Below are 20,718 nucleotides of genomic sequence, written 5' to 3' on the forward strand. Positions count from 1 at the left end.
TCTGGTCATCCGTAGTATGGTCTGCGCGCTTCACGCCACCAACAATATTGGATCCTCCCCATGGCAGCCTTCAAAACCCTTGACAATCTCAACGACATCACCGGCAAACGCGTACTCGTGCGCGTCGACCTCAACGTGCCGGTCAAGGATGGCAAAGTCACCGATGCGACCCGTATCGAGCGCGTCGCGCCGACAATTCTCGAATTGTCGCAGAAGGGTGCCAAGGTCATCCTGCTCGCCCATTTCGGCCGCCCGAAGGATGGCCCCTCGCCAGACCTTTCCCTCGGCCTGATCGTGCCGGCCGTCGAGGAAGTACTGGACCACGCAGTTCTTTTCGCCTCCGATTGCATCGGCGCTCCGGCAGCAGACGCCGTCACCAAGATGAACAATGGCGACATCCTGCTGCTGGAAAACACCCGCTTCCATAAGGAAGAAGAAAAGAACGACGCAGCCTTCACCAAGGCGCTCGCCGCCAATGGCGATATCTATGTCAACGACGCCTTCTCCGCGGCCCACCGCGCCCATTCCTCGACCGAGGGTCTCGCTCAATTGCTGCCGGCCTATGCAGGCCGCACGATGCAGGCCGAGCTTGAAGCTCTGGAGAAGGGCCTCGGCAATCCGGTTCGCCCGGTCGTCGCAATCGTCGGCGGCGCCAAGGTTTCCACAAAGATCGACCTTCTGATGAACCTCGTGAAGAAGGTCGACGCACTGGTGATCGGTGGCGGCATGGCCAATACCTTCCTCGCTGCCCGCGGCACCAACGTCGGCAAGTCGCTCTGCGAGCATGATCTCGCCGACACTGCCAAGCAGATCATGATCGAGGCCGCCACCGCCGGCTGCGCTATCGTGCTGCCCGAGGACGGCGTCATCGCACGCGAATTCAAGGCCGGCGCCGCAAACGAAGTCGTTGCCATCGAAGCCATCCCGGCTGATGCTATGGTGCTCGATGTCGGTCCGAAGTCCGTCGAAGCGATCAACAACTGGATCGGCCGCGCCACCACGCTGGTCTGGAACGGCCCGCTCGGCGCCTTCGAGATCACGCCTTTCGATGCCGCGACGGTTGCCGTTGCCAAGTATGCAGCCGAATGCACCAAGGCCGGCAAGCTGACGTCGGTCGCCGGCGGCGGCGACACCGTGTCCGCGCTCAACCATGCCGGCGTCACCGACGACTTCACCTATGTCTCCACGGCAGGCGGCGCCTTCCTCGAATGGATGGAAGGAAAGGTTCTTCCGGGCGTCGCGGTTCTGCAGGGCAAGTAATCGAGCCGCCTTCTCTTGAATAAAGAAAGCCGCGAAAGCTAAACCTTTCGCGGCTTTTTGCTTTCGGCTAATAGACATCCGGTAACCCGACGTTCACGACTGGACGTGGCATAGTGCAGGCGATGAAATGATGGCTTGCTGCAGCGTCGAAAAGCAATCATGTCAAACAGATGTCACGAAAGCGCGGCACTAGCTTGTCCCGCCTATCATAGAGGGGCTTAATTGAGGGGTTGCCGTATGTTTGCCTGGCGCAGTCTTGTTGCTGTTCTTGCCGTGGTGATGGTTTTCCAAATAGATGCTGCGCATGCCCAGCAGATGCAGCCGGCCAACCCCGTCTTTTCCCCGACTGGACCTGACGCCGAAGCTTATGGTGAGAAACTCGGTTATCCCACAGGCCCATCACTAAGCCCACCAATGGGCAGGCAGCAAAACATGATCGGCAACTTCAGCCACGCCGATCAGCTGGCACCGACGCACACGATTGCCGCGGCCGAACACCCATTGCCGCTGCTACGCGCGGCAGCCGAGATTTCGGTGAAGTTCACGTTCGGTAAGGAAACCGCCTCTTTGGCGAAGTATCTCGACACCAATCCCACGACGGGACTGCTGATCGCACGTAACGATACGATCCTCTTTGAACACTACCAATACGGCCGTACCGATCGCGACCGCCTTGTCTCGCAATCCATGGCAAAAACCTTGACGGGCATGCTCGTCGGCATTGCCCTTTCCGAAGGTGCCATCCACTCCGTCGACGATACCGTGCAGACCTATGTGCCGGAATTGAAGAACACCGAAATGGGCAGCACACCGATACGCGCGTTGCTGCATATGGCCTCCGGCATTGCCTTCACCGAAAACTTCGGCAATCCCGACGATAACGTCCGGCTCAGCAATTCATTGCTTGGCCCGGAAAAGCTCAATCCCATTAGCGCCGTATCGCGTTTCAACAAGCGGGTCGCGCCTCCCGACACGGTTTGGCACTACAGCAATCTCGACACCGAAGGGCTAAGCCTTGTCCTGACCCGCGCCACCCATATGTCGATGTCGGACTACCTCCAGACCCGGATATGGCAGCCGATGGGCGCGGAAGCCAGCGCCAACTGGCAGATCGACAGCACGGGCCAGGAAGTCGGCTATTGCTGCTTCAGCGCGACACTTCGCGACTATGCCCGCTTTGCTCTGCTGCTTGCCCATGACGGCGCCCTGAACGGTCGTCAGATCATACCGCGCCAATGGCTGCTGGACGCAACGCAACCAGTCAGGCAGGGCTCCTTCCTCGCAGTCAATCACGAGACCAACCCGTGGGGCTACGGCTATCAAACCTGGCTTATGCCCGGACCGCGCCGAACATTCTTCCTCGATGGCCGGGCAGGTCAGCGCATTCTCGTCGATCCGACGACACATCTCGTCCTCGTCCACACTGCTGTGCGCGCAAAGCCGAATGATGTGGGCGGTGCCGAACTGGTCGAACTCTGGTCGAGCGTGCTGAAGCAGTTTCAGGGCAATTGAGAGGGACGCCGGCGAACTTGTCACGGGCACAAGTTCGCGCTTCCCGGCTCAGCGAGGCAAAGGCTAAATCTCTGGAGTTCAATGAAAGCTCCGGAGATCGCCATGAATACCGTCGCCTACGTCACCGTCGACGTCTTCACCTCCGAACGTTTCGTCGGCAATCCGCTGGCGGTCATCCCCAATGCACGCGGGCTCAGCAGTGACGCGATGCAGAAGATTGCGACCGAGTTCAACTACTCGGAAACGACCTTCGTGCTGCCGCCTGACAATCCCGATCATACGGCGCGGGTTCGCATCTTCACGCCGACTGCCGAGATCCCTTTTGCCGGTCATCCCAATGTCGGCACCGCTTTCGTCCTCGGCCAGCAGCGGGAAATCTTCGGAAAGCCGGTTGGTGAGCGGCTGACCTTCGAAGAGGATGCCGGCCTGGTCGAAGTGACGGTGCTGCGCGAGGACGCGCAAGTCACCGGTGCCCGCATACGCGCTCCGGCAAAACTCACGCTCGGCGAGGCGATCGCCGACGATCTGATTGCACGCTGCGTACAGATCGATCCGCAGTCGATCCGCCGGTCGTCCCATGCTCCGACATTCGCCTCTGTCGGTCTTCCATTCGCCTTTGCGGAACTGGATAGTCTCGAAGCGCTGGCCAAAGCAAAACCGAATGCCGCCGTCTTTGCCGAAGCCGCCGCGCGACACAAGGAAGACAAGACCGGCTTTTCGCTCTTTCTCTACGTGCGTTCGTCTGAAAATCCCTGGCATATTCGCGCCCGCATGTTCGCGCCTCTGGACAATGTGATGGAAGACCCGGCAACCGGGAGTGCCTCCGCCGCCATCGGTGCCTATCTGGCCTCGCTCCTGCCGCAGCAGGATGCGGAGCTAAAAATCACCATCGAGCAGGGCGTGGAGATGGGAAGACGCAGCGTGATCGGCGTCGAAGTCGGGAAAATCGCTGGCGTAGTAAACGAAGTCTTTCTGACCGGCAGCAGCGTACACATCATGCGCGGCGAGATCTTGCTCTGAAGAGAAAGGCCGAACCGATCAAAGGGCCGAATTTCGGCCCGAAACGCCTCAAAACGTCTCGTTGATGACCAATGCGATCGTCCAGATGCCGAAGGCGATGATCGCGATCTTCCAAAAATCGGCCCGGCGTCTGAGGCCCGGCAACCCCAAGGGCTTGATCAGTTGCACCGCCATGGCGAGCAACAGCACCACCGCGATGGCTTTTGTCACGCTATTTTTCCCCGTTTGCGCAAGAGTGAGAACAGCCGCGACCAAAAACCGCTGCACAGTTTTTGCGAACATGCTCTAATCGTCATAGGACGGACATTTTTCCGCGCCAACAGACTGTTTCTACAGGCCGATAGCGGCAATCCGGGACACAATCAATAGCGAATACAGGCAGGGCGGGATCCTGTCTTATCGGCTCCTGAAGCGGAGCCGCATGAAGGTGAGGAGCATGAAAAGAAACATTTTGCCGGTATTGGCCCTGCTGTTCGGTACGCTCTTCTTATTCACCGGAAATGGCCTTCATAGCCTGCTGCTGCCTGTGCGCGGCACGGCCGAAGGCTATGCGACCACGACGCTCGGCCTGCTAGGCACGACCTGGGCCACCGGTTTCGTGCTCGGCTGCCTCACAGCCCCGAAGCTTGTTAGGCGCATCGGCCATGTCCGTGCCTTTTCAGGCTTCATCTCCGTCATCGCCATCATTGCGCTGTTGACCGGCATTATCGTCGACCCGATTTGGTGGGTGGCGCTGCGCGCGGTAACCGGCTTCTGCACGGCCGGCACTTCTATGATCATCGAGAGCTGGCTGAACGAGCGCGCCACCAACGAAAGCCGCGGCGCGATCTTCTCGCTCTATATCGGCATCACCCTGATCGGCGCGGTCGCCGGCCAGATGATGGTGCCCTTCGCGGATATCCACACACCCATTCTCTTTATGATGTGCGGCATCTGCTATTGCGTCGCCATGCTGCCCACCACACTGTCGACCGCCGCCTCCCCGCAGCCACTGAAAGCCGTCAGCCTCGATCTCAAGGCGCTCTACCGCAATTCTCCGGTCGCCTCGCTCGGCATACTGCTGGTCGGTATCGCCAACGGCGCTTATGGTACGCTCGGCGCGGTCTTCGGAGCCAATGCCGGCCTGTCCCAGAGCGATATCGCGCTGATGATGAGCATGACCATCTTTGCCGGCGCCGTGATGCAGCTGCCGGCGGGCCGCCTTTCGGATCGTATCGACCGCCGCTACGTGCTCGCCGGCATGGCCGCCGTCGCGGCTCTGGACGGCCTCCTGCTCTTCCTGCTGAAGCCCGGCAGCCCCTACTTCCTCATCAGCATGGTGGTGATCTACGGCGCCTTCGCCAATACGCTCTACCCGATCGCCGTCGCTCATGCGAACGACTTCGCGGCACCGGAGGATTTCGTCAAGGTTTCCGGCGGCCTGCTGCTGCTCTATGGCATTGGCACGATCATCGGCCCGACGATCGGCGGCCCGGTCATGTCCTCCGTCGGCCCCTACTCGCTCTTCTTCCTGACGGCCGTCGCGCACGTGCTGATCACATCCTATTCGATCTTTCGCAGCCGCCGCCGCGCCGCAAAGCCCGCGGGCGATCGCGATGCCTATACGACCATGCCGTCTGCCAATGCGCAGATGATCACGCCGGAGAGTATGGCGCTCGCGCGAAGCGACACTTCAAAAAAGGACGATATTTCTATAAATTACGGCACCTGAACCCTTTGCAGAAAAAGGAGGAGCCGAAATGAGCATATTCGACGACGATCGCCCGCAGAAGCCTTCCGCGCATGAGATCGGCAGCGACCTGTCGCTGCTTTCGGTCGACGAGCTGAACAATCGCATTGCTTTGCTGAAGAGCGAAATCACCAGGCTGGAAGAAGAGGTCGCCACCAAGGCATCCGGCCGAAAGGCGGCGGAAGGCCTCTTCCGGTTCTGAGGAGCACGACCAACGGAACCTTGGCTTGCAAGCTCAAGATTAAGACATGCTCAACAGAATATTAAGCTTTACGACATATTACTATGACCATCCAGATTCGCTCTGGACTCAGACGGTTCCTTCACTTGGCGAATTGGTCTGATTTTTCTCCCTGTTTTACCTTGAGAGCCGCTTTTGCGGCTCTTCTTTTTTGCCATGTATCGTCTTTCCCGACGAAACTGTGGAGATTAACCCTTTCTTAAGAATCGCCTTGCGAATTTCAGTTAAAACCACCATCTTAAAGTCATAAAAGCGGATGCCGAAAGCTCTTAGGGACTTGACCGGCTTTTCCTGAACAAAAGTGTTGCGTGAAGCAGGGATTTATTCGATGTCGGAACTTGGGTTGAACACGATCAGCTTTGCTGGCCACGCGGCATCGTCGGCACAGTTCAGGGCGCTGTACTCGGAAGGCATGTCGCTGGTTGAAGAAACCGCTGGCTATCTCGATGGCCAGGGCCGCGCCGCTTCCAAGGTGCTGCCGCGCATGGCATCGGTGCTTTACGCTGCGGAATCCATGCGGCTGACGACCCGCCTCATGCAGATGGCCTCTTGGCTGCTGCTGCAGCGCGCCGTCAACAACGGCGAAATGTCCCGCGATCAAGTACTGGCGGAAAAGAACAAGGTTCGCCTCGACGGCTTCAACGTCGATCGCACCGCTCCCGGCTGGAACGACCTGCCGGAATCGTTCCGCGACCTCGTGGAGCGCTCGCTTCGCCTGCAGAACCGCGTCGCCCTGCTCGACCGCGAGATCTACCGCCCGACCGAGCCCGCAATCGTTCCGGACAACCAGAACAGCGTCAAGGCGCAGCTCAGCCTCTTGCAGACGGCCTTCGGCAACAACTGAGCCGATCACCACATTGCTGATGAATTTCAACCGGCTGCGCCTCGCGCGGCCGGTTTTGTCTTATCGATATACCATGGCCGAAACCAGCAGCCATGGGCAGACTTGACGAATTTCACAAAGCAGCGGTAAGAGTGTCCCCGCGCGTTCTCTCAACCTTTGGGAGTTGCGCCAGCCGATATCAAATGTGCCTGGAGGTCCCAATGCGCCGACTCACTTCTCACGAAAATCAAATCCGAAATTCTGAGAAGTTGATGGAACATGCGCACTTTGAATTTGGGCATTTTGGCCCACGTAGATGCAGGCAAAACTAGCCTTACGGAACGTCTCCTTTTTGACGTTGGCGTCATCGACAAGCTAGGCAGCGTCGATGGCGGCAATACACAAACCGATAGTCTCGAACTCGAGCGGCAGCGCGGCATTACCATTGCGGCGGCGGTGGTGTCGTTTACGATCGATGACCTGATCGTCAACCTCATCGACACGCCCGGACATCCCGACTTCATCGCCGAGGTCGAGCGTGTGCTGCAATTGCTGGATGCGGCTATCGTCGTGGTTTCGGCGGTCGAAGGCGTGCAGCCGCAGACCCGCGTACTGGTCCGCGCGCTACAGCAGCTGGGTATTCCCTTCCTGTTCTTCATCAACAAGGTCGACCGCCTTGGCGCCCGCTATGAGGAAATCCTTGAGGAGATTTCAAACCAACTGTCCGCGCGCCCGATCGCGATGTCGACCATCCGCAATACCGGCAGCAAGCTCGCCGAAGTCGTGGCTGCAGATATCGGACAGGAGCCACATCTGACTGCTGTCTGTGAAATTCTGGCAGCGGGCGACGAAGCGATCATGGACGACTACATCCTGACGCCCGAGCGACTGACCACCGGCAGGCTCGAAAAGGACATTGCGAGCCAGGTTACCGGCGGCCTGGTAAATCCCGCCTATGCCGGCGTGGCAATGAGCGGCGCCGGCGTTTCGGCTCTGATCTCTGCCATCGGCACTCTGCTGCCGAGCCGGCAGCCGGATCCCAACGGGCCTGTCAGCGGCAAGATCTTTAAGATCGAGCGTGGATGGGGCGGCGAAAAACTCGCCTATCTATGTCTGACGTCGGGCACCATTTCGGTTCGCGATCACCTCGATCTGCCCAAAGGCCCTGCAAAGGTGAGTGCCATCCAGCTGTTCACCGACAGCAGGGTCGAAAAAGCCACGCAGGTTGGCGCCGGGCATATTGCTAAGATCAGCGGGTTGAGCGGCGCCCGCATCGGTGATGCGATCGGTGGCGAAGGCTCTTCGCGCAACTTCTCCATTTCTCACTGCCGACGTTGGAAACCAGAGTCCGCCCGTCGTGCGCGGCCGATAATGCAGCGTTGTGGCTGGCACTGACGCAGCTGTCCGATCAGGATCCCCTCATCAATCTGCGCACGAACGAGGACGCGACAGAGATATTCGTCTCGCTCTATGGCGAGGTCCAGAAGGAAGTTATCCAGGCGACCCTGGCCAATGACTTCGGGCTGGACGCACTCTTCGAGGAAAGCGCGATCATCCATGCCGAACGCCCGATCGGCAGCGCTGACGCGATTGAGATCATATTCAAGGAACCCAATCCCTTTCTCGCGACCGTCGGCCTGCGTGTTGAACCACGGCCCGCTGGAGTAGGAAACAGTTTCGCATTCGATGTGGAAATGGGCCAGATGCCGGCAAGCTTCTATCGCGCTGTCGAGGAGACGGTCTTCGAAACCTTGAAGGAGGGCATAGTCGGCTGGCAGGTCATCGATTGCCATGTCGCCATGACGGCAGCCCGCCAAAGCTCTCCAGCGACCACCGCCGTGGACTTTCGCAGGTTGACGCCACTGGTGCTGGCAGCCGCCCTGACATCGGCGCAGACGGTCGTATGCGAACCGATCGATCGCTTTCAGCTCGAGGTGCCGACGGCAGCGCTGACCGGAATACTCGCGCTGCTGGCAAAATCAGGCGCGTCGACCAGGGAGTCGGTCATCACGGCCGGCACGGCCCGGCTCGAAGGTACCGTCGCTTCGGCGCTGATCCAGGGCATTCAAAAGCAGCTCCCAGGACTGACAAGCGGAGCGGGCGTGATGGATCATTCTTTCGACCACTACGCCCCGATCAGCGGAATGCCGCCGATTCGTCAGCGTGCCGGCGCCAATCCGTTCAACCGCGCCGACTATCTGCAGCGAATACGCTGAGACTCCTGCGACAATGCCTATGGGGCAGCACAGAGCGAAAGCTCCCCACACTCAACGAGCCTCGGACTTCGGCCAATTCACGCAACAAAAAAGCCCGGCAAAACCGGGCTTCTTTTCAAAACACCAGATCGCTTGGCGATTAGATGCCGAGACCGCCGAAGCGCTTGTTGAACTTCGAAACGCGGCCAGCGCGGTCGAGCATCTGCTGGTTGCCGCCCGTCCATGCCGGATGGGACTTGCTGTCGATTTCGAGGTTCATGACAGCGCCTTCGGAACCCCAGGTCGAGCGGGTTTCGTATTCGGTGCCGTCGGTCATTACTACCTTGATGGTGTGGTAGTCGGGATGAATGCTTGCCTTCATAACAATCTTCCTGTCATGGCAGGGTCCATTTGTCGCAAGGCATTGCGGCAACCGAACCGATTGAATAAATGAAGCCGCAGTCCGGTTAGGCCACGGCTTCCAATTAAGATGGCGTGCCTATACATGAAGGCGGCAGGGATAACAAGGGGCGAAAACATCAAGGCCCTTGCTGATATGGGGATTGGAGACGACTTGTCGGAAATTGGTCAGGCAGAAGAAAAGAGAAACAGATCAATCCGGCCCCTTGGACGACTGGCACCTTATCTCAAGCGCTATCGGGGCATGGTTGGTGGAGCGATCGTTGCCCTCGTCGCCGCTGCCGTCACATCCCTTGCCTTGCCGATCGCCGTACGGCGCATGATCGATCACGGCTTCGATCAGGCCGACCGCGGCCTCATCGACAGCTACTTCATCGCCATCATGATCATGGCCTTGATACTGGCTGCCGCCAGTGCGCTACGCTACTACTTCGTCATCTCGATCGGCGAGCGCATCGTTTCCGACATCCGTCGCGAGGTCTTCGATCACGTGACACGGCTGTCCCCCTCCTTCTTCGATGTCAACCAGTCGGGCGAGATCGTGTCGCGCCTCACGGCCGATACAACGCAAATCAAGTCCGCCGTCGGCGCAACGGCTTCGGTGGCGCTGCGCAATCTCATCCTCTGCCTCGGAGCGGTTGGGATGATGATCATTACGAGCCCGAAGCTGTCGAGCATCGTGCTGATCGCAATTCCCGTCATCGTCTTGCCGCTGATGAGCTTCGGTCGCTCCGTGCGCAAGCGCTCCCGCGCCGCGCAGGACACGCTGGCCAATGCGTCCTCCTATGCCAACGAAACCATTGCCGCCAGCCGCACGATACAGGCCTATAATGGCGAAGGTGCAGCCTCCAGACATTATGGCGCCGCCGTCGAGAATGCCTATCAGGCGGCGCGTGCCGCGATCACATCGCGCTCGTTATTGACGGGCTTCGCCATTACCATGGTCTTCGGCAGTATCGTGGCTGTTCTCTGGGTCGGCGCGCAGAACGTGCTTGCAGGCACGATGTCGGCGGGAACGCTCGGCCAGTTCCTCCTCTATTCCGTCATCGCCGGCTCCTCGCTCGGCTCGCTGTCGGAAGTCTGGGGAGAGCTCTCGCAAGCAGCCGGTGCGGCCGACCGCCTCGGTGAACTGCTTGCCGAGGTATCTCCGATCGCAGCACCTGCCAATCCGGTGCCTCTGCCGCCGCCGGAAGGCCGGGTCGATTTCTCGGACGTGCATTTCTTTTATCCGTCACGGCCGGGAAGATCGGCCTTGCACGGACTTTCCTTCTCGGTCAAACCGGGGGAAACGGTTGCAATCGTGGGCGCGTCGGGGGCCGGCAAGAGCACCATCTTTTCGCTGCTGCTGCGTTTCTATGATCCCCAGCAGGGTAGCGTCTCCGTCGACGGCGTCGGTATCAGCAGCGTCTTGCCCGAGGCATTGCGCGAACGCATTGCCATCGTACCGCAGGATACGACGATCTTCGCCACTTCGATCCACGACAACATCGCCTTCGGTCGACCGGGAGCATCTCGAGACGAGGTGCGCGCCGCCGCGACCGCAGCACAAGCGGACGAATTCATCTCCCGCCTTGAGCAGGGATACGACACACAGGTGGGCGAGCGTGGCGTGACGCTTTCCGGTGGCCAGCGCCAGCGTATCGCCATTGCCCGCGCCATTTTGAAAAACGCACCTATTCTGCTGCTCGACGAAGCGACGTCCGCCCTCGATGCGGAGAGTGAAACACTCGTTCAGAAGGCTCTCGAAAGCCTGATGGAAGCACGCACCACCCTTGTCATCGCCCATCGGCTTGCAACCGTGCTCAAGGCAGACCGCATTCTCGTGCTGGATCAGGGCCGCATCGTCGAGGAAGGCACGCATCAGAGCCTCATCCGCCATGGCGGCATCTATGCGAAGCTGGCGCGCCTGCAATTTGACGCTGCGATTGAAGAACGAATGTTGATTGCGAAGTAACGCAAACCGGGTCAAATCGAGCCGCATACAACCATGTAGAAATAACTTTGAAGTTGAGCTAGATTTTCCGCGTTATCCCACGCTGACGCGATTCTAGGAGACGAGAACCATGTATAAATTTGAAGTCTACAAGGACAAAGCCGGCGAGTTTCGCTTCCGATTCAGGGCCTCGAACGGAGAAATCATGTTCGGATCCGAAGGCTACAAGGCGAAGGCCTCGGCTCTCCATGCCATCGAATCCATCAAGGCTCACGCACCCGGCGCTGCTCTCGAAGACCAGACGACTGCCACTGCCTAAGACTTCGCGTCAAAGCTCCCTATAAAGATCGGCCGGCCGTTGTTCGACGCGCCGGCCGTTTTCATTTCTCGGCGATGGATTTGTGAAATCGTCGCAATCGCAACGGAGCCCTGCAATCGCGTCTCCCGACCCTACTGAGCACATATACGGAATGCTGGCCGATTACTTCTCGGTCAGCTTCAGTTCGATGCGGCGGTTGGTGGCACGCGCCTCCGGCGTGTCACCGGGAGCGATGGGCTGGAATTCGCCAAAGCCGGCGGCAACGAGCCTGTCGGCAGGAACACCCTGTGCGATCAGGAACTTAACGACTGCGATCGCGCGCGCCGAAGACAGCGCCCAGTTATCCGCATAGCGACCACTGCCTGACAGAGGCACATTGTCGGTATGGCCATCGACGCGCAGCACCCAGTTGATCTCAGGTGGAATCTCCTTGGCGAGATCGATCAAGGCAGCCGCGAGCTTGGCCATCTCCGCCTGACCAGCCGGATTGAGGTCGGCGGCACCCGACGGGAACAACACTTCGGACTGGAAGACGAAGCGGTCACCGACGATACGGATATTGTCGCGGTCCGAAAGAATTTCACGCAACCGGCCAAAGAAGTCCGAGCGATAGCGGTTCAGCTCCTGTACGCGCTGTGCCAGCGCCACGTTCAGCCGCCGCCCGAGGTCGGCGATCTTCACTTGGGATGACTGATCCTTGGCTTCGGAGGCTTGAAGTGCGGCTTCGACGGCAGCGATCTGGCTGCGCAGCGCGGCAATCTGCTGGTTGAGAAGATCTACCTGGCTGAGCGCACGCGCGCTTGCCTGCTTCTGGTCGTCAAGCTGCTGCGTAAGCGTGCCGACTTTCGTCTCGGAGGCTTGACTGTTGCCGGAGCCTGCCGCAAGCAACGCCTGCAAACGCGAACGCTCGCTCTCGGCTGAGGACAGCGAGGCCTGCAGGTTAGCAACCGTATCTTCGAGATCCTGCTTGCCGTTCTTCTCCAACGCCAGCTGTTCGACCAGATCGTTGATGCGGCTGTTGAGGCGATTGAGCACCTCGTCGCGACCGGAAATTTCGCGGCTAAGAATGAACTGGCCAACGACGAAGACGGTCAGCAGGAACATGATGGCCATGAGCAGCGTCGACAGCGCATCGACGAAGCCTGGCCAATAGTCGACGGATCTCTGGTGACGTCGGTTGCGAGCGAGCGCCATGGGTTATTTGCTCCCGGTCTTCTCGACATGGCTGATGCGATCGGCAAGCCGGTCGAGCGTGCGCCGCATCGATTTCGCCTCTTCCTGCTGAGCCTCGATCCAGTCTCGCAACATCTGTTGCTCGTTGCGCATGTTCTTGACCAGTCCCTGAATGCCCTCAGCAAGGTTCGCCATCGCGGTTACCGAGCGCTGGCCGCCGCCCTCATCGGCGATCTTGCGCAGATAGTCCGACAGCGCCCGCATATCCTCCGAGGAGGAGCCAGCTGCATTTTCGATGGCGGGAGCGATATCGGAGCCGACATCCGTCACCGAGGAAAGCCAGTTTTCAAGCTCGGTATAGAAGCGGTTCTGCGCACGCCCCGCCTGCAGGTCGAGGAAGCCGAGGATCAGCGAGCCGGAAAGGCCGAGCAGCGACGACGAGAAGGCCGTGCCCATGCCGACGAGCGGACCGGAAAGGCCGGATTTCAGGGCGCTCAGGATATCGCCGCTGTTGCCAGTACCGGCATCGAGGCCCTGAATAACGTCATTGATCGAGCCGATCGTGCCGATCAGGCCCCAGAAGGTACCGAGCAGGCCGAGGAAAACGAGCAGGCCGATGAGATAGCGCGAGGTATCGCGCGATTCGTCGAGGCGCGTGGCGATCGAGTCGAGAATGGAGCGCAGCGTCGCAGTCGAGAGCTGCATCGCGCGGCGATTGCCGAGCAGCGCGCGCATCGGCGCCAGCAGCCGCGGATTGCGGCCGACCTTGTCCGCATTGCCGACGGCGCGGAAATGATTGAACCAGCGAACCTCGGGCCTCAGCATCAGCACGTGATTGAAAACCAGCAGAATGCCGACGACGAGAACCCCGACGATCAAGCCATTGAGACCGGGATTGTGCAGGAAGGCGACCTGAGCCTGGCGGAACAGGATGGCCACGATGAAACCGACGATGACCAGGAAAAGGATCATCGTCCAAAAGAAGGCCATCGGGCTTGAGAGCTTGTAGGTGTAATTTCCCGATACGTTGTCGGTCGATCCCAAATCCGACAGTTTCACATTTTCCATCATACGCTCCGCCGCCGCATTTTCCGCAGCGGAGACTAGAGCAACATTGTGCCGAATTGAAGAGACGGAAAGCACAAAACAGCCCGTTGGCAACAGACTGTTTCATGACGGAAAGAACGGTCGGGCAGTAACTTACTTCGTCGGGATCGGCCGCTTGACGACCTCGGCAAGCGCCTTCTGGATATGTTCGTTGCCGCAAATGATCTCGCCGGTGTTGAGCATGTCGGTGCTGCCATCGAAATCCGAGACGAATCCGCCGGCTTCGCGTACGAACAGAATGCCTGCTGCCACATCCCAGGGGGACAGGCCGGTTTCCCAGAAGCCGTCGAAACGGCCAGCCGCCACGTAGGCGAGATCGAGCGCCGCAGAGCCGAGGCTGCGTATGCCGGCGGCTTCGCCCATGGCATGACGCAACTCGACAAGGAACTTGCCGTGGCTGCCGCGGCCAAGATTCGGGATGCCGCAGCCGATGACGCTGTCGGAAAGCACCCGGCGCGAGGCAACGCGCAGACGACGGTCGTTGAGGAATGCACCACCGCCGCGCTCCGACGTGTAGAGTTCATCCGTCGCCGGATTGAAAGTAACGCCCGCCACGATTTCGCCGTTGCGCTCCAGAGCGACGGAGACCGCAAACATCGGAATGCCGTGCAGGAAGTTGGTGGTGCCGTCGAGGGGATCTACGATCCAGCGGTGAGCGCCGTCCGTACCCTTGATCTCATCGCCCTCTTCGCCGAGGAAACCATAGGTCGGGCGTGCCTTCATCAACTCGTCGCGAATGATCTTCTGTGCCTTGAGGTCGGCCTGGCTAACGAAATCGCCCGGTCCCTTCACCGAAACCTGCAGGTTCTGCACTTCGCCGAAATCGCGGCTGAGCGACTTGCCTGCCTTGAGGGCAGCCTGAACCATGACATTGAGGAGAGCAGAACGGGCCATCGGGTTTCCTTGGATAATGCAGAAGGTGCTGACCGGACCCGAAATCGGGGCTCCGGAGGAGCGGTAGCGTCAGCGCAAATAAAAGATTGGCGGCCTCAAGACCATAAAATCGGGGGAATTTCAAGTGGTGAGGCAATTGCGGGCGCAAACTGCCGCAACGGAGCGCACAATTAGACCGCATTGAGGGCGATTGTTACCGTGCGCGGCGGTATTTGTTGGCGGCTTCGATGGCCGCCTTCTGCTGATAGTCTTCGATGCCCTGATAGAAATCCTCAAGCTCCGGATCCCTGAGGCCGGCGCGACGGGAAATGACGTACCAGGTCGCTGCTGCCACAGGATCCTGCTTCGTGCCGATTGCATTGATATAGAGGTGCGCTAGCTTGTTCTGCGCGACGACATTGCCGCGATAGGCGGCAACCCGCATCCAGTTAAAGCCGTTTTCGAGATCCTGATTGCCGCCCGTACCGTTGATCAGCCAGATGCCCATATCGAGCTGAGCAGTATCGAAACCGGCGTTGGCGGCGCGCGACAACCACTCGCGGGCACGCGCCTTCTTCTCCGGCGGAAGATCCGGGAGATTGAGATAGAGCTGCGAGACGGCATATTGCGCATCGGCAATGCCCTGCTCGGCGGATTTCTCATAATAGGGGAGCGCCATCTGCAGCCCCTTCAATCCGGGCTTTTCCGCAGTAATCATCTGCGCCACGTTGAATTCGGCGGAAGCCTGACCGGCGTCGGCCGCCTTCCGCATCCACTGATCCGCCTTCTTCTGATCGCGGGGGACGTCGCGCCCTTCCATCAGGACCAGCGCGTATTTGAACATGGCCGTGGCATCGCCGCCCTCGGCCGCCTTGCTATACCAGAAGGCAGCATCCTTGGTGTCGCGTTTGACACCCAGACCCTGCGTCATCAGCTCGGCAATCAGAGTTTGCGCAGCTGGATCGCCAAGCTGCGCCCGCGGCAAGGCACGTTGAAAGGCGGTCAGGTAATAGCCGCGCTGGAAGGCGCCATAGGCATCATCTACTTTGCCGGCGTAAGGTTTTTCCGGAGGCAGGTCGGGCAACTTCGCGCCCATGCGCTCGAACACGCCCACGCCGGCCGATGGCTTGATGTTGCTATCGGCCTTGGGCTCTGCGCTCGGCTGGATCTTTTCAGTCTTGAAGGTGTTGACATCGGCATTCAGCGGCCGCGTGACGATGCTCTGGTTTGATTGCGGCACATCCTTGTCCGCAGCAGCAGAGGAATCATCGGGCTGTGCGTTGTCGTCAGGTCGCGCACCCTTTTCCGCCGGCGTCGTCACACCCGGCAGCGACGTATCGTCGCCGGTTCCCGACTGTGCCACGGCCAGTAGCGGAAATGTCACAAGCCCGGCTGCAAGCAGGGCGAGAAAGGATCGATGGCGGAATCGTGGCTTCGGCGACATGAATCGCTATCAATCCTCAAACCGTGGCGCTTTTTCGTCGAGAAGAGCATTCACTTCCGCAACGATAGCAGGCGCATTCGCCGGTTCGGCAAAAACCGCTGCGCGCAAAGCGACGAACTCGGCGCCGCTCAAGGCAACGTCCAGCGCCGATTTCGGATCCGTGCCACCCATGACGATACAGGGGATCTCGATCATCGAAGCCCACCATTCACCGAGCGCCACATTCTTCGGATGCGCTTCCGGCTTGATATCGCCGTCCAGCTTGCCGAAGAAGATATAGTCCGGACGAAGCTCCCCGACCTCGAGAGCGCTGTGCCTTTCGGTGGCGTTGCCACCGCCGACGATCAGCTTCGGCGTGAATTTCTCCACCGCCTCGGCAAGCTCCGCGACATTGCCTGTAATGTGCAAACCGTCGGCCTTGGCGCGACCGGCCACGCGGGTATCGCCTGATATCAGTGCCGCGGCACCCGCGGCCTGCACCACCGGCACGAGCTTTTCGGCATGCTTCTGGAACGTCCCGTCATCCAGCCCATACTGTGGAATGATGACCGAGGCGACATCGCCGCCCCTGAGAGCGTCGGCAACAATCTTTGCCTGTTCCTCCATATCGGCGATATCGGGAACGATGAGAACGAGGCGGCAACGATCTTCGGGCACGGTCATGCGAGCTTCCATGGTTTCGGGCTTACCGTCAGGGACGATGCACCGGTTCGACAATCGTGAGTAAATCCGTTAGTCCGCTCTGACAAGGGGCAGCCACCGAAACTGGCCTCGCGGAGCCGGTATCCAACGCGATTAACGCGCCCGCAATCGCTCCTTGCAACACAATCTATCGTGCAGCGCACAATTAACTTGCCGCACCCTAGCGTTTGACGTAGCCTTTCCTCATGTCGACCATGGATCCCTTCGCAGCCATCGCGGACCCGAACCGGCGCTACTTGCTGGAGGAGCTGCGACGCTCACCCAAAACGGTCAATGAGCTGGCGCAAGGCCTGCCGATCAGCCGCCCGGCCGTGTCGCAGCATCTCAAGGCATTGCTCGATAGCAATCTCGTTTCAGTGACCAATGAAGGCACGAAACGCATATATGCCGTCAACAGCCGCGGCTTCGATAAACTCAATTTATGGCTGGATCAATTCTGGGCCTAAGGCGCCGCCTGCGCATGAGATTTTTGCTCTGCACGGTCTCTATCGCAATGTAGTCAGACACTTTCGCGCGGCATATCTAAGGAAAGCTGCGCCGACCCACCCTGACACTGTAACGTCGGCGCACTCGCTCTAGGCGGCGATAGTTTTCGACCCTGACGGCTATTCCGGAACCTCTCGATCCGCTGGCCTACCCGCCAAGATCGATGATTTTGATCTTCTGACGCTTTGCGTCAGTGCACCGACGAACGAAGACGCTGGATTTCGTCTTTGACGCGCAATTTCCTGCGCTTGATGTCAGCTATTGTGGTATCATTGATAGAGGGAGACGTCAGTGCCAGATGTAGCTCCTCCTCCAGAGCGACATGTTTCTTTTCGAGCGATTCAAGATGAGCTTGAACAGTCATATGACCCTTCCTTCCTCTTTGGGGGCCCTGACCATCCATTCGCCAAGGCCCTAGGTGTCAACCCTCCCACTGTGCCATAATATCGAGCCCTTGTCGAAGGCGAAAACGTGGCCTATAGGCGGCAAATTCGTGATGAAGGATAACTTCCCGTTACCGCCATTTGATGATAGGAGCTTGCGGGATTTAAGAGGCGGAAGACATGCGATTCCGCGATATGCTGGGGAAATGAACATGGCCGATCAGGAACAGGCGGAAATCAGGCTGATCGTGGCGCGGCTGCGCCAGGAACACGAGGATTATGATGCCGCAATCAATGCCATGATCCAGACGGGCTGCGAGGCCCTTCGCATCCAGCGCATGAAGAAGAAGAAGCTCGTCATCAAGGACAAGCTTTCCAAGCTGGAAGACCAGATTATTCCCGACATCATAGCCTGAGGAGCATAACGCGCCGATGATGACCGAAAGACCGCCTGTCGCCATCATCATGGGAAGCCAGTCCGACTGGGAGACCATGAAAAATGCCGCAGACACTCTTGAAGCCCTGGAGATCACCTATGATGCGCGCATCATTTCAGCGCATCGCACGCCCGACAGGCTGGTGAGTTTCGCCAAGGGCGCAAGGGATGAAGGCTTCAAGGTCATCATTGCCGGCGCCGGTGGCGCGGCCCATCTTCCCGGCATGGCCGCCTCCATGACGCCGCTGCCTGTTTTCGGCGTGCCGGTGCAGTCCCGCGCGCTCTCCGGGCAGGATAGCCTCCTCTCCATCGTGCAGATGCCGGCCGGTATCCCCGTCGGAACATTGGCGATCGGCAAGGCCGGGGCGGTGAATGCCGCCCTTCTCGCCGCCGCGGTCCTGGCGCTTGGCGACGAAGAGATCGCCGAGCGGCTCGACGAATGGCGCGCGCGACAGAGCGCCGCCGTTGCCGAATATCCAATGGACGACCTATGACCGAAAAAACGATCGGCATCATCGGCGGCGGCCAGCTCGGGCGCATGCTGGCCATGGCGGCTGCACGCCTTAATTTTCGCACCCTCATCCTCGAACCGCAGGTGGATTGTCCGGCAGCGCAGGTTGCCAGCGAGCAGATCCTCGCCGCCTATGACGATCAGGCAGCACTTGCCGAACTGGCACGGCGCTGCGATGTCGTGACATATGAGTTCGAGAACGTTCCGGTCCATGCCGCCGAGAAGCTCGCGGCGGATGTGGACGTCTATCCGCCGCCAAAAGCACTCGAGATGGCGCAGGACCGGCTGACCGAGAAGCGCTTCATCAACGGTTGCGGCATTCCGACCGCACGCTTCCATGCCATCGACAGCCAGGCCGATCTTGAAGCCGCCCTTGCCGATTTCGGTGGTCAGGGCGTGCTGAAGACTCGCCGTCTCGGTTATGACGGCAAGGGCCAGCGCGTCTATCGCTCCAACGCCGACAGCCCCGAAGGCGGCTATGCGGCGCTGGGCGGCGTACCCCTTATCCTTGAAAGCTTCGTCTCCTTCGATCGCGAGATTTCCATCATTGCCGCACGCGGCTTCGACGGGGCGGTTGCCTGCTACGATCCCGCCGAGAACGTCCACCGTGACGGTATCCTCCATACATCGACCCTGCCCGCCGGCATTTCCGAACAGACAGCCGTCGCCGCACGCGAGGCCGCCGACAGGATATTGACGGCGCTCGGCTATGTCGGCGTGATCGGCATCGAGTTTTTCGCCCTTTCCGACGGAAGCCTGATCGCCAATGAAATGGCGCCGCGCGTGCACAATTCCGGTCACTGGACGGAGGCCGCCTGCGTCATCTCGCAATTCGAGCAGCATATCCGTGCCGTCGCCGGCTTGCCGCTCGGAAATCCACAGCGCCATTCGGCCTGTGTCATGACGAATCTGATCGGCGACGACATTCTGGCCCTGCCGGAATGGCTGAGCCTTGACGATACCTTGGTGCACCTTTACGGCAAGAGCGAAGCCCGCCCCGGCCGTAAAATGGGCCATGTTACACAGCTTCTCCGCTAAGAGCGGCGGGAAAAAGCCCCTGACATGGTTGACAGGGCACGGGCGACAGGGTATTTGCTCCCCACCCTAAAGAGCGCGCCCCGAGCGCGCTTTTGATTGTTAAAGACACGGGCGAATGTGACATTCCCCCTCGAACATCGCGGATCAGAAAAATGAAGATCAAGAATTCGCTCAAGTCGCTCAAGGCGCGCCACCGTGACAACCGTCTCGTTCGCCGCAAGGGCCGCATTTACATCATCAACAAGCTGAACCCGCGCTACAAGGCTCGTCAGGGCTGATATAGCGCGTGGCTCTGATCCCTCGGATCGAGCGCACAGTTTTAGTTGATCGCATCAAATTTGTTTTTGATCTTCGACACTGGCGGGCTACTATGCCCGCCATGCGCGTTTTAGCTTTGTCCTATTTTGCCCTTCCGATTCTGCTTGCCTTGAGTTTAGCAACGCCGCAAACGGCGACGGCTGACGATTCGAGCAATGTCGCCGAACGGAAGGATCCCGGCGATGCCTCCGGCAGTCTCTCGCCCAAGCAACGGCTCGACAATCTCTTCACCTCACTGAAGCGTCAGCGCGATCCCGATCAGGCAAGCCTGATTGCAGATCAGATCAATGCCGAACTCAGCGATTCCGGCAGCGCTACGGTCAATCTCCTGATGCAATGGGCCGATAAGGCCATTCTGGACAAGCGCAACGCCGCCGCGATGGACTATCTGGATCAGGTGATCTCGCTGAGGCCTAATTATGCCGAAGGCTGGAACAGGCGCGCGACGCTCAACTTCGCCATCGGCGACTACCGCAAGTCGATGGAAGACATCAACCAGGTCCTGCGGATCGAGCCGCGCCATTTTGGTGCGATTGCCGGCATGGCGGCGCTTCTGATGGAACGCGGCAATGACGCGCTTGCACTGAAGACTTGGGAGCGCTTCCTTGAGATCTATCCGGCGAATCGCGCGGCACAAGAAGAGGTAAGCAAGCTTTCGGAGAAAATTGCCGGCAGCCGCACCTGAAGCGAGGCCGCAAGCGCAGCCATCGCTCATCGCGGAAACTGCGTCCCAAGGGGTGAAAAGCCGCGATAATGCACTAGATTAGTGGCTTACGATATCTGATCCGTGCCGCG

The 20,718-nt window shown here is 59.5% G+C and carries 22 protein-coding genes and 1 pseudogene; 15 read left to right on the plus strand and 8 right to left on the minus strand.

Going from position 1 to position 20,718, the window contains the following annotated elements:
* Positions 1 to 60 precede the first annotated feature (60 nt).
* The 3 genes from QD461_RS02025 to QD461_RS02035 all read left to right on the plus strand — a co-directional run bounded on the left by QD461_RS02025 (position 61) and on the right by QD461_RS02035 (position 3,792).
* Positions 61 to 1,260: a phosphoglycerate kinase gene (locus QD461_RS02025; protein ID WP_414086251.1), complete on the plus strand. Its 1,200-nt coding sequence runs from the start codon at positions 61 to 63 to the stop codon at positions 1,258 to 1,260.
* Between the two features lie 237 nt (positions 1,261 to 1,497).
* Entirely contained in the window at positions 1,498 to 2,772 is a 1,275-nt protein-coding gene (locus QD461_RS02030) for a serine hydrolase domain-containing protein (RefSeq protein ID WP_414086252.1), read from the plus strand.
* 102 nt (positions 2,773 to 2,874) lie between these two features.
* The gene (locus tag QD461_RS02035; protein WP_414086253.1) at positions 2,875 to 3,792 is read left to right on the plus strand and encodes a PhzF family phenazine biosynthesis protein; all 918 of its coding nucleotides are present in this window, start codon (positions 2,875 to 2,877) and stop codon (positions 3,790 to 3,792) included.
* Positions 3,793 to 3,840: 48 nt separating this feature from the next.
* On the opposite strand, the gene QD461_RS02040 is transcribed toward QD461_RS02035, so the two are convergent.
* Positions 3,841 to 4,002 carry a hypothetical protein gene (locus tag QD461_RS02040; RefSeq protein ID WP_414086254.1) on the minus strand — a complete coding sequence of 54 codons (162 nt, stop codon included), beginning with the start codon at positions 4,000 to 4,002 and terminating at the stop codon, positions 3,841 to 3,843.
* Between the two features lie 226 nt (positions 4,003 to 4,228).
* Between QD461_RS02040 and QD461_RS02045 the strand changes: the two genes are divergently transcribed.
* From QD461_RS02045 to QD461_RS02060, 4 genes and pseudogenes are all read left to right on the plus strand, one after another.
* Positions 4,229 to 5,503, plus strand: coding sequence for an MFS transporter (locus QD461_RS02045; RefSeq protein WP_184702664.1), 1,275 nt, complete (start codon positions 4,229 to 4,231; stop codon positions 5,501 to 5,503).
* Between the two features lie 28 nt (positions 5,504 to 5,531).
* Positions 5,532 to 5,723 carry a DUF1192 domain-containing protein gene (locus QD461_RS02050; protein WP_184702662.1) on the plus strand — a complete coding sequence of 64 codons (192 nt, stop codon included), beginning with the start codon at positions 5,532 to 5,534 and terminating at the stop codon, positions 5,721 to 5,723.
* Positions 5,724 to 6,090: 367 nt separating this feature from the next.
* Complete coding sequence (locus QD461_RS02055; RefSeq protein WP_184702660.1) at positions 6,091 to 6,606, plus strand: DUF1465 family protein; 516 nt, start codon at positions 6,091 to 6,093, stop codon at positions 6,604 to 6,606.
* Between the two features lie 258 nt (positions 6,607 to 6,864).
* Positions 6,865 to 8,801 (plus strand): annotated as a pseudogene (locus QD461_RS02060) (GTP-binding protein).
* Positions 8,802 to 8,940: 139 nt separating this feature from the next.
* On the opposite strand, the gene rpmE reads toward QD461_RS02060, so the two are convergent.
* Positions 8,941 to 9,162 carry a 50S ribosomal protein L31 gene (gene rpmE / locus QD461_RS02065; RefSeq protein WP_184702656.1) on the minus strand — a complete coding sequence of 74 codons (222 nt, stop codon included), beginning with the start codon at positions 9,160 to 9,162 and terminating at the stop codon, positions 8,941 to 8,943.
* A 174-nt stretch (positions 9,163 to 9,336) separates the two neighbouring features.
* On the opposite strand from rpmE, the gene QD461_RS02070 reads away from it, so the two are divergent.
* On the plus strand, positions 9,337 to 11,154 hold the full coding sequence (locus tag QD461_RS02070) for an ABC transporter transmembrane domain-containing protein (protein WP_414086338.1): 1,818 nt from the start codon (positions 9,337 to 9,339) through the stop codon (positions 11,152 to 11,154).
* Between the two features lie 109 nt (positions 11,155 to 11,263).
* Positions 11,264 to 11,452 carry a YegP family protein gene (locus QD461_RS02075; RefSeq protein ID WP_184702652.1) on the plus strand — a complete coding sequence of 63 codons (189 nt, stop codon included), beginning with the start codon at positions 11,264 to 11,266 and terminating at the stop codon, positions 11,450 to 11,452.
* 162 nt (positions 11,453 to 11,614) lie between these two features.
* Here QD461_RS02075 and QD461_RS02080 read toward each other — a convergent pair whose 3' ends face one another.
* The 5 genes from QD461_RS02080 to QD461_RS02100 form a co-directional block, all read right to left on the minus strand.
* Complete coding sequence (locus QD461_RS02080) at positions 11,615 to 12,646, minus strand: peptidoglycan -binding protein (RefSeq protein ID WP_414086255.1); 1,032 nt, start codon at positions 12,644 to 12,646, stop codon at positions 11,615 to 11,617.
* Positions 12,647 to 12,649: 3 nt separating this feature from the next.
* A complete protein-coding gene (locus QD461_RS02085) occupies positions 12,650 to 13,693 on the minus strand; it encodes a flagellar motor protein MotA (RefSeq protein ID WP_414086256.1) in 1,044 nt (347 codons plus the stop codon).
* A 132-nt stretch (positions 13,694 to 13,825) separates the two neighbouring features.
* Positions 13,826 to 14,626 (minus strand): inositol monophosphatase family protein, encoded by an 801-nt coding sequence (locus QD461_RS02090; protein ID WP_414086257.1) that lies wholly within the window; start codon positions 14,624 to 14,626, stop codon positions 13,826 to 13,828.
* Positions 14,627 to 14,819: 193 nt separating this feature from the next.
* Positions 14,820 to 16,049 (minus strand): tetratricopeptide repeat protein, encoded by a 1,230-nt coding sequence (locus QD461_RS02095; protein WP_414086258.1) that lies wholly within the window; start codon positions 16,047 to 16,049, stop codon positions 14,820 to 14,822.
* Positions 16,050 to 16,058: 9 nt separating this feature from the next.
* Positions 16,059 to 16,712 (minus strand): thiamine phosphate synthase, encoded by a 654-nt coding sequence (locus tag QD461_RS02100; RefSeq protein WP_414086259.1) that lies wholly within the window; start codon positions 16,710 to 16,712, stop codon positions 16,059 to 16,061.
* A 224-nt stretch (positions 16,713 to 16,936) separates the two neighbouring features.
* Between QD461_RS02100 and QD461_RS02105 the strand changes: the two genes are divergently transcribed.
* Positions 16,937 to 17,197, plus strand: coding sequence for an ArsR/SmtB family transcription factor (locus QD461_RS02105; protein ID WP_184702641.1), 261 nt, complete (start codon positions 16,937 to 16,939; stop codon positions 17,195 to 17,197).
* Positions 17,198 to 17,427: 230 nt separating this feature from the next.
* On the opposite strand, the gene QD461_RS02110 is transcribed toward QD461_RS02105, so the two are convergent.
* Positions 17,428 to 17,601, minus strand: coding sequence for a YdcH family protein (locus QD461_RS02110; RefSeq protein WP_184702639.1), 174 nt, complete (start codon positions 17,599 to 17,601; stop codon positions 17,428 to 17,430).
* 231 nt (positions 17,602 to 17,832) lie between these two features.
* Here QD461_RS02110 and QD461_RS02115 point away from each other — a divergent pair, with 231 nt between their 5' ends.
* The 5 genes from QD461_RS02115 (at position 17,833) to QD461_RS02135 (ending at position 20,608) form a co-directional block, all read left to right on the plus strand.
* Positions 17,833 to 18,036: a YdcH family protein gene (locus tag QD461_RS02115; RefSeq protein WP_037151625.1), complete on the plus strand. Its 204-nt coding sequence runs from the start codon at positions 17,833 to 17,835 to the stop codon at positions 18,034 to 18,036.
* A 19-nt stretch (positions 18,037 to 18,055) separates the two neighbouring features.
* Complete coding sequence (gene purE, locus QD461_RS02120; RefSeq protein WP_184703223.1) at positions 18,056 to 18,550, plus strand: 5-(carboxyamino)imidazole ribonucleotide mutase; 495 nt, start codon at positions 18,056 to 18,058, stop codon at positions 18,548 to 18,550.
* On the plus strand, positions 18,547 to 19,605 hold the full coding sequence (locus tag QD461_RS02125; RefSeq protein WP_414086260.1) for a 5-(carboxyamino)imidazole ribonucleotide synthase: 1,059 nt from the start codon (positions 18,547 to 18,549) through the stop codon (positions 19,603 to 19,605). The genes purE and QD461_RS02125 overlap by 4 nt, the downstream gene beginning before the upstream one ends.
* Before the next feature lie 152 nt (positions 19,606 to 19,757).
* The gene (gene ykgO / locus QD461_RS02130; protein ID WP_003582204.1) at positions 19,758 to 19,883 is read left to right on the plus strand and encodes a type B 50S ribosomal protein L36; all 126 of its coding nucleotides are present in this window, start codon (positions 19,758 to 19,760) and stop codon (positions 19,881 to 19,883) included.
* Between the two features lie 92 nt (positions 19,884 to 19,975).
* Entirely contained in the window at positions 19,976 to 20,608 is a 633-nt protein-coding gene (locus tag QD461_RS02135) for a hypothetical protein (RefSeq protein WP_414086261.1), read from the plus strand.
* Positions 20,609 to 20,718: the final 110 nt, after the last annotated feature.

The organism is Rhizobium sp. BR 314, from assembly GCF_047445805.1.
Lineage (GTDB): Bacteria > Pseudomonadota > Alphaproteobacteria > Rhizobiales > Rhizobiaceae > Rhizobium > Rhizobium lusitanum_B.